Here is a 7,175-nt window from a genome sequence, read left to right as displayed (position 1 = left end):
GGCGTCTCCCGCAGCCTCGACCACAGCGTCTCCGCCACCGCCTCACCACCGAGCAGCACCAGCACCGGACGGTGCCGCCCCTCGTCCAACAGGCCGCTCTCCACGAGCGCCTGGGCGTACGAGGGGGTGACGTTGATGACGTCGATCTCGTGGACGTCGAGGTAGTCGGCCAGACCCTGGGCGTCCCTGCGGTCGTCCTCGCCGAGGACGTGGACCTCGTGGCCCTCGACCAGCCAGAGCAGCTCCTCCCACGACATGTCGAAGGAGAACGACACCGTGTGCGCGATCCGCAGCCGACGCCCACCCGCCGACTCCACCACCGGGTCGAAGATCGCCTCACGATGGTTCAACTGCATGTTCGTCAGACCCCGGTACGGCGTCACCACACCCTTCGGCCGACCCGTCGAACCCGAAGTGAAGATCACATACGCCGGACTGTCCTGATCCACCACCACACCCGGCGCGGTGTCCGGCAGCGCCGCCAACTCCGCCACCACCTCCGGCGAGTCCAGCAGCAGCACGTCCTCGAACGTGGGCATGAGCGCAGCGGCCGTCGAGTCGGTGACCAGGCAGACCGGCCCGGTGTCCTCGACCATGAACGCCAGCCGCTCCACCGGATAGTCCAGCTCCAACGGCAGGTACGCAGCCCCCGTACGCAACACCGCGAACAGCGCCGCCACCATCTCCAACGAACGCGGCAGCCCCAACGCCACCACCTTCTCCGGCCCCGCCCCACGCGCCACAAAGAGCCGCGCCAGACGATTCACCCGCGCGTCCAACTCCGCGTACGACCACGACACCCCGCCGAACACCAACGCCGTCTCACCCGGCACCAACGCCGCCCGCTCCGCCAACAGATCAGCCACCGTCGCCCCCGGCAGCTCACGACCCGTCGCCGCCCACTCCCCCAACACCAGACCCCGCTCACGCACCGTCAACACGTCGAGCGTGCGGACGGGACGGTCGGGGCGCTCCAGGATCTGCTCCAGCAGGGCGAGCAGCCGCTCGGCGTGCTCCTCGACGACGGAGCGCTCGAAGACGTCCGGGCGGTACTTCCACTCGAAGGTGAGGTGCTCGCCGGGGTTGGTGATGAAGATCAGCGGGAAGTGCGTCGCGTCGACGTCCGTCACCTGCCGCAGGCCCAGGCGCTCGCGCAGGCGGTCCCGCAGACCCTCGTCGGCCGGGGTGTTGCGGAGCACCTGGAGGGTGTCGAAGAGCCGGCCGAAGCCGGTGCCGCGCTGGATCTCGCCCAGGCCGGTCTGGTGGTGCGCCAGCAGGGCGCTCTGCTCGTCCTGGAGGCGGGTGAGGAAGGCGGCGACGCCCTCCTCGCCGTCCAGGCGGGCCCGGACCGGCACCGTGTTGAGGAACATGCCGATGGTGGCGTCGATGCCGGGCAGCTCGGCCGGCCGGCCGGAGACGGTGGCCCCGAACACCACGTCCTCGCGGGCCGTCAATCCGGCCAGCAGCAGGCCCCAGGCGCCGGAGAGCACGGTGTTGAGGGTCAGGCCGTGCTCCCGGCCGAACGCGGCGAGCCGCTCGCCGAGCCCGGCGGGGGCGTCGACGACGACCTCCTCCGGCAGCAGCGCGGCCCGCTCACGGGCCTGCGGGGCGAGCAGCGTCGGCTCGGCCAGGCCCGCCAGCGAGGAGCGCCAGGCGGCCCGGCCGGCCTCCTGGTCCTGGCCGGCCAGCCAGCGCAGGAAGTCCCGGTAGGGCAGGCCGGCGGCCGGCGGCCGCTCGCCGGCGCAGCGGGTCAGCACCTCCTGGAGGAAGAGTCCGGAGGACCAGCCGTCCCAGAGCAGTGCGTGGTTGGTGATCAGGATGCGCTGGCCGCCGTCGGGGGCGAGCACCGAGACCAGCCGCAGCAGCGGCGGCGCGGCGAGGTCGAAGCGGGTGAACGCCTCGTGCTCCTTGAGGCGGCGCAGCTCCGCCTCGAAGTCGTCCGCGCCGAGCGCCGACAGATCGAGCTCGGTGAGCGGCACGTCGACGGCGCGCGGCAGGAACTGCACCGGGCGCTCCAGGCCGTCCTGGAGGAAGCCGGCCCGCAGGTTGGGGTGGCTCTCCAGCACGGCGGCCACCGCGGCGCGCAGTACCTCCAGCGGGATCCGGGCGGTCAGCGAGAGCACGTCGCGGGAGGTGTAGACGTCCAGCGCCTGCTCGTCGTAGCCGGCCTCGAAGAGCAGGCCCTCCTGGAGCGGGGAGACCGGCCAGACGTCCTCGATCTCCAGCTTGGGCACGGCGGCGCGGACGAGGGCCAGTTCGGCCTCGGCCGCCGGAGGCAGTTCGGGCAGTTCGGGTGCGGCGCCGGCCGCCTCGCGGCGGTCGGCCAGCTCGGCGAGGGCGGCCGGGGTTCGGCGCTCGAACACGTCGCGCGGGCTGAGCGAGAGGCCCTCGGCGCGGGCGGCGCCGATCAGCCGGATCGAGGAGATGCTGTCGCCGCCGAGGCGGAAGAAGTCGTCCTCCACGCCGGCCTGCGGCAGGCCGAGGACCTCGGCGTACAGGTCGCAGAGCAGCTGTTCGGTCTCGGTCTCGGCGTCCCGGCCGACCACCAGGCCGGTGTAGGCGAGCGCGTCGTCGGGCAGCGCGGCCCGGTCGAGCTTGCCGTTGACGGTCAGCGGCAGCGCGTCCAGCACGGCGAAGGCGGACGGCACCATGTACGCGGGCAGCCGGGCGGCGAGGGCGGAGTGCAGCTCCTCGGCGTCGAGCAGTGCGTCCCCGGCGTCCCGGGCGGGGACGACGTAGGCGACGATGCGGCGCACCGCGCCGGGCCGGACCAGTACGGCGGCCTGGGCGACGCCCGGCTGCTCCGCCAGGGCGGCCTCGATCTCGCCGAGCTCGATCCGGTAGCCGCGGATCTTCACCTGGTCGTCGGTGCGGCCGAGGTACTCGACCTCGCCGTCGGCCCGGCGGCGCACCAGGTCGCCGGTGCGGTACATCCGCGCGCCCTCGGCGAACGGGTCGGCGACGAACCGGCCGGCGGTCAGACCGGGGCGGTCCAGGTAGCCGCGGGCCAACTGCGCGCCGGCCAGGTACAGCTCGCCGGGCACGCCGGCCGGGACGGGGCGCAGCAGGCCGTCCAGCACGTAGGCGCGGGTCCCGCGCAGCGGGCGGCCGATGACGGGGCCGGCGCTGTCCGCGAGATCGGCGACCAGGGCGTCGACGGTGAACTCGGTCGGGCCGTAGTAGTTGACGGCGGTGACGCCCGCCTCCCCGCGCAGCCTGGTCCAGAGCGGCTCGGGCAGCGCCTCGCCGCCGAGCAGCAGGACCGCCGGGCGGTGTTCGCCGGACAGCAGGCCGCTGTCGAGCAGCTGCTGGGCGTAGGAGGGGGTGACGTCGAGGGCGTCGACGCGGTGGGCGCGGGTGTAGCCGACCACGGCCTCGGCGTCCCGGCGGTCGTCCTCGCCGAGGACGTGCAGCTCGTGGCCGCCGATCAGCCAGATCAGCTGTTCCCAGGAGGAGTCGAAGGAGAACGAGGCGGTGTGCAGCGCGCGCAGCCGGGCCCGGCCGGTGGCGCGCAGCGCGTCGGCGAAGGTGGTGGCCAGGTGGTCGTGGATCAGGTTGCCGAGGCCGCGGTGCGGGATCACCACGCCCTTGGGGCGGCCGGTGGAGCCGGAGGTGTGGATGACGTACGCGGCCCGGTCGGGGTGGACGGGACCGCCGCGCTCGGCGTCGGTGAGCGGCCCGGCGGGCAGCGCGGCGAGGTCGGCGGCGGTCCGCGGGTCGTCCAGGAGCAGGACGGCGGCGCCGGGCACCTCGGGCAGCCGGGCGGCGACCCGGGCGGTGGTCAGGACGACGGCGGGGCGGGCGTCGTCGAGGAGCAGGGCGAGCCGCTCGTCCGGGTGGTCGAGGTCGATCGGCAGGTAGGCGGCGCCGGCCCGCAGGACGGCGAGCAGCGCGGTGACGGACTCGGCGGAGCGGGGCAGGGCGAGGGCGGCGATGTCGTCGGCGCCCAGGCCGTGGGCGCGCAGCAGCCGGGCCAGGCGGTCGGCGGCGGCGTCCAGTTCGGCGAAGGAGAGCTGGACGGGGGCCGGGCCGCCGGTCAGGCCGGGGCCGACCAGGGCCCGGGCGTGCGGGGTGCGGGCGGCCTGCGCGGCGAAGAGGTCGGCGGCGGTGGCGTCCGGGACGCCGTGCTCGGCGCCGGCGACGGTGGCGGGCAGCGCGGCGCGCTCGGCGGCGTCGAGCAGGTCCAGGCGGGCCAGCGGGGTGTCCGGGTCGGCCGCGAAGGCGGCGAGCAGGCGCAGGAACCGGTCGGCGATCCGGCCGGCTTCGGCCTCGGTGAACAGCTCGGGCCGGTACTCCAGCTCCAGGCGCAGCCGCTCGCCGGGCAGCACGGTCAGGCCCAGCGGGTAGTGGGTGGCGTCGCGGGCGCCGAGCGCGGTGACGGCCAGGCCCTCGACGGTGCCCAGGCTCGTGCGGAGCGCGTCGCCGCCGCCCTGGTAGTTCTCGACCACGAGCAGGGTGTCGAACAGGGCGCCCTCGACGTCGGCGAGGCGCTGGATCGCGCCGAGGCCGAGGTGCTGGTGGGCGATCAGCTCGGCCTGTTCGCGCTGGACGGCCGCGGCGGCGCCGGCCAAGGTGGCGCCGGGGGCGAGCCGTACGCGCACCGGCACGGTGTTGATGAAGAGGCCGACCATGGAGTCGGCGCCGGGCAGGTCGTCCGGGCGCCCGGAGACGGTGGTGCCGAAGACCACGTCGGCGGTGCCGGTGAGCGAGCCGAGCAGGACGCCCCACAGGGTGTGGGCGAGGTTGCCGAGGGTCAGGCCCCGGCCGCGGGCGGCCTCGGCGACGGCGGCGGAGAGTTCGCGCTCGGCGTGCAGGGTGACCACGGCCGGTTCGACGGCGGTGGCGACGCCGGCGCCGGGCGCGACCGGGTGGGTCCGGGCGAAGCCGGCCAGCGCGGCGCCCCAGGCGGCCTCGGCGGCGGCGGTGTCGCGGGTGGCGAGCAGCGCCAGGTGCTCCTTGTAGGGGCGGACGGCGGGCAGTGCGGCGAGGTCGCCGGCCGACCCGTAGAGCGCCAGCAGCTCGCGGACCAGGATCGGCATCGACCAGCCGTCGAGCAGCAGGTGGTGGCAGGTGATGACGAGCCGGGAGCGGTCCTCGCCCAGCCGCAGCAGGGCCAGGCGCAGCAGCGGCGGGGCGTCCGGCTCGAACCGGTGGTGCCAGTCCTCGTCCATCGCGGCCAGGACGGCGCCGTCCTGGTCCGGGCCCTCCAGGGCGCTCAGGTCGACCTCCCGCAGCGGGGTCCCCACCTCCCGCTGGACGAACTGGACGACCGCCTCCGGGTCCTCGTACCAGAACCCGGCCCGCAGGTTGGCGTGCCGGACCAGCAGCGCGTCGACGGCGGCGGCCAGCCGGGCGCCGTCGACCGGGCCGGCCAGGTCGAGGTGTGACTGCACGACGTAGACGTCGCGCGCCTCGTCGTCGTAGAGCGCGTGGAAGAGCAGCCCCTCCTGCAGGGAGGAGAGCGGGTAGACGTCCTCCAGGGCCGACGCGGCCGGGGCCTGGGCCTGGGAGTCGTCGATCGGTGCGGTGGAGTCGTTCATCACGGGGTTCTCGGTCCTGGGGGTGGGGTGGCGGTCGGTGGTCTCGGGGCCGGGTTCGCGGTTCATCGGCGGCGCCTGCGCAGCCGCGACTCCAGCCGGTCGATCTGGGTCTGCTTGAGCCGGACGAGGTCGAGGTCGGACGGGGTCACCCCGCCCGCGTCGCCGCCGGCGGCGTGCCGGGCCAGCGCGTCGAGCGCGGCGAACCAGGAGTCGGCGAGCGCCGCCACCTCGCCGTCGCCGAGCAGTGCGCCCGGCCAGCTCCATTCGACGGCCAGCTCCGGGCGGCCGTCGGGGCCGGCCTGGACGACCGCGTCGATCTCCAGCGGGTAGCCGGCCGCCATCAGCGGGTCGGGCCCGGCCCCGGCGGCGGCGGCGGTGCGCTCGTCCTGCGGGGCGAACGGCCAGCCGCCCTGCGGTCCGGCGCCGCTGTCGGTCCGGCCGCGGTAGTTGAACAGCACCTCGGAGCGGGGCACCGCGGCCAGCAGCGGCGCGGTCTGCGCGTTGAGGTGGCGCAGCAGGCCGAAGCCCAGGCCCCGGTCGGGGGCGGCCCGCAGCTGTTCCTTGACCTGCTTGAGCACCTGTCCGGTGATCGCGGCGCCGGTCATCGCCTCGGCCGGGTCCAGCCCGGCGAGGTCGAGCCGGACGGGGTGCACGGTGGTGAACCAGCCGACGGTGCGGGCGAGGTCCGGGGTGAGCCCGGCCGACTCGCCGCCGCCCCGGCCGTGGCCCTCCAGGTCGATCCGGACGGCCGGTGCGGCGCCGGGGCGTGCCGCGGCCACCCCGAGGGCGAGGCCGGCCAGCAGCACGTCGTCCACGCCGGCGCCGAAGGACTGCGGGAGGACGGTCAGCAGTGGCTCGGTGCGGTCGGCGGGCAGGGTGCGGCGCAGCGTGCGCAGGGTGGCGACGGTGTCCCGGGCCGGGTCGGCGGTGAGGGCGGCGAGCGGGCCGGCCGGGCCTGCGAGGGCGTCCCGCCACAGTCGGGCCTCGGCGACCCGGCCGCGCTCCTGGGCGTGTGCGAGCAGCTGCTCCGACCAGGCCCGCAGGCTGTGTGCCTCGGGTTCCAGGGCGGGGCGGGCGCCGGCCGCGAGGGCCTCGTAGGCGGTGCGCAGGCCGGGCAGCAGGGTCCGCCAGGAGACGCCGTCGACGGCGAGGTGGTGGACGGTCAGCAGCAGTCGGCCGTCGGTGTTCGGGCCGGCGTCGAACCAGACGGCGCGCAGCACCCGGCCGGTGGCGGGGTCGAGCGCGGCGGCGGCCGCGTCCGCCTCGCGGGTGAGCAGGGCGGTCGGGTCCTCGGACCGGGCGGCCCGGGTGTCGACCCGGCGCAGGGTCTGCGGGTCGGTCAGCGCGGGGGCCCGGTCGGCGGCCAGGACCTCCTGGGTCCAGAGGCCGTCGGTGCGGTCCAGCCGCAGCCGCAGCGCCGGGTGGCGGGTGGCCAGGGCCGCCAGCGCGTCCCGCAGCGGCTGCTCGCGCAGCCCGGCGGGGACGGTCAGCAGGACGTGCTGGTTGAACCGGTCGATCGGTCCGCCGCGTTCGCGCAGCCAGTGCACCACCGGCAGGGCGGGCAGCTCGCCGTCGGCCGGCGGCGCGGCGGCGGCCGGGCCGCCGGGCGCGGGGGCCGCGGGCGCGCCCAGGCCC

General features: G+C 76.1%; 2 protein-coding genes. Both read right to left on the bottom strand.

Features of this window, described 5'->3' with window-relative positions:
- Positions 1 to 5,606, bottom strand: a 5,606-nt coding sequence (locus ACFVYI_RS42005) for an amino acid adenylation domain-containing protein (protein WP_387895329.1), incomplete at its 3' end; no start/stop codon positions are given.
- Positions 5,603 to 7,175, bottom strand: a 1,573-nt coding sequence (locus tag ACFVYI_RS42000; RefSeq protein WP_387895327.1) for a condensation domain-containing protein, incomplete at its 5' end; no start/stop codon positions are given. The genes ACFVYI_RS42000 and ACFVYI_RS42005, both read right to left, overlap by 4 nt.

This window comes from Kitasatospora sp. NPDC058218, from assembly GCF_042882445.1.
Classification (GTDB): Bacteria; Actinomycetota; Actinomycetes; order Streptomycetales; family Streptomycetaceae; genus Kitasatospora.
Note: the sequence above shows the minus strand (reverse complement) of the source record. Positions and strands in the feature narration are given on the sequence as shown.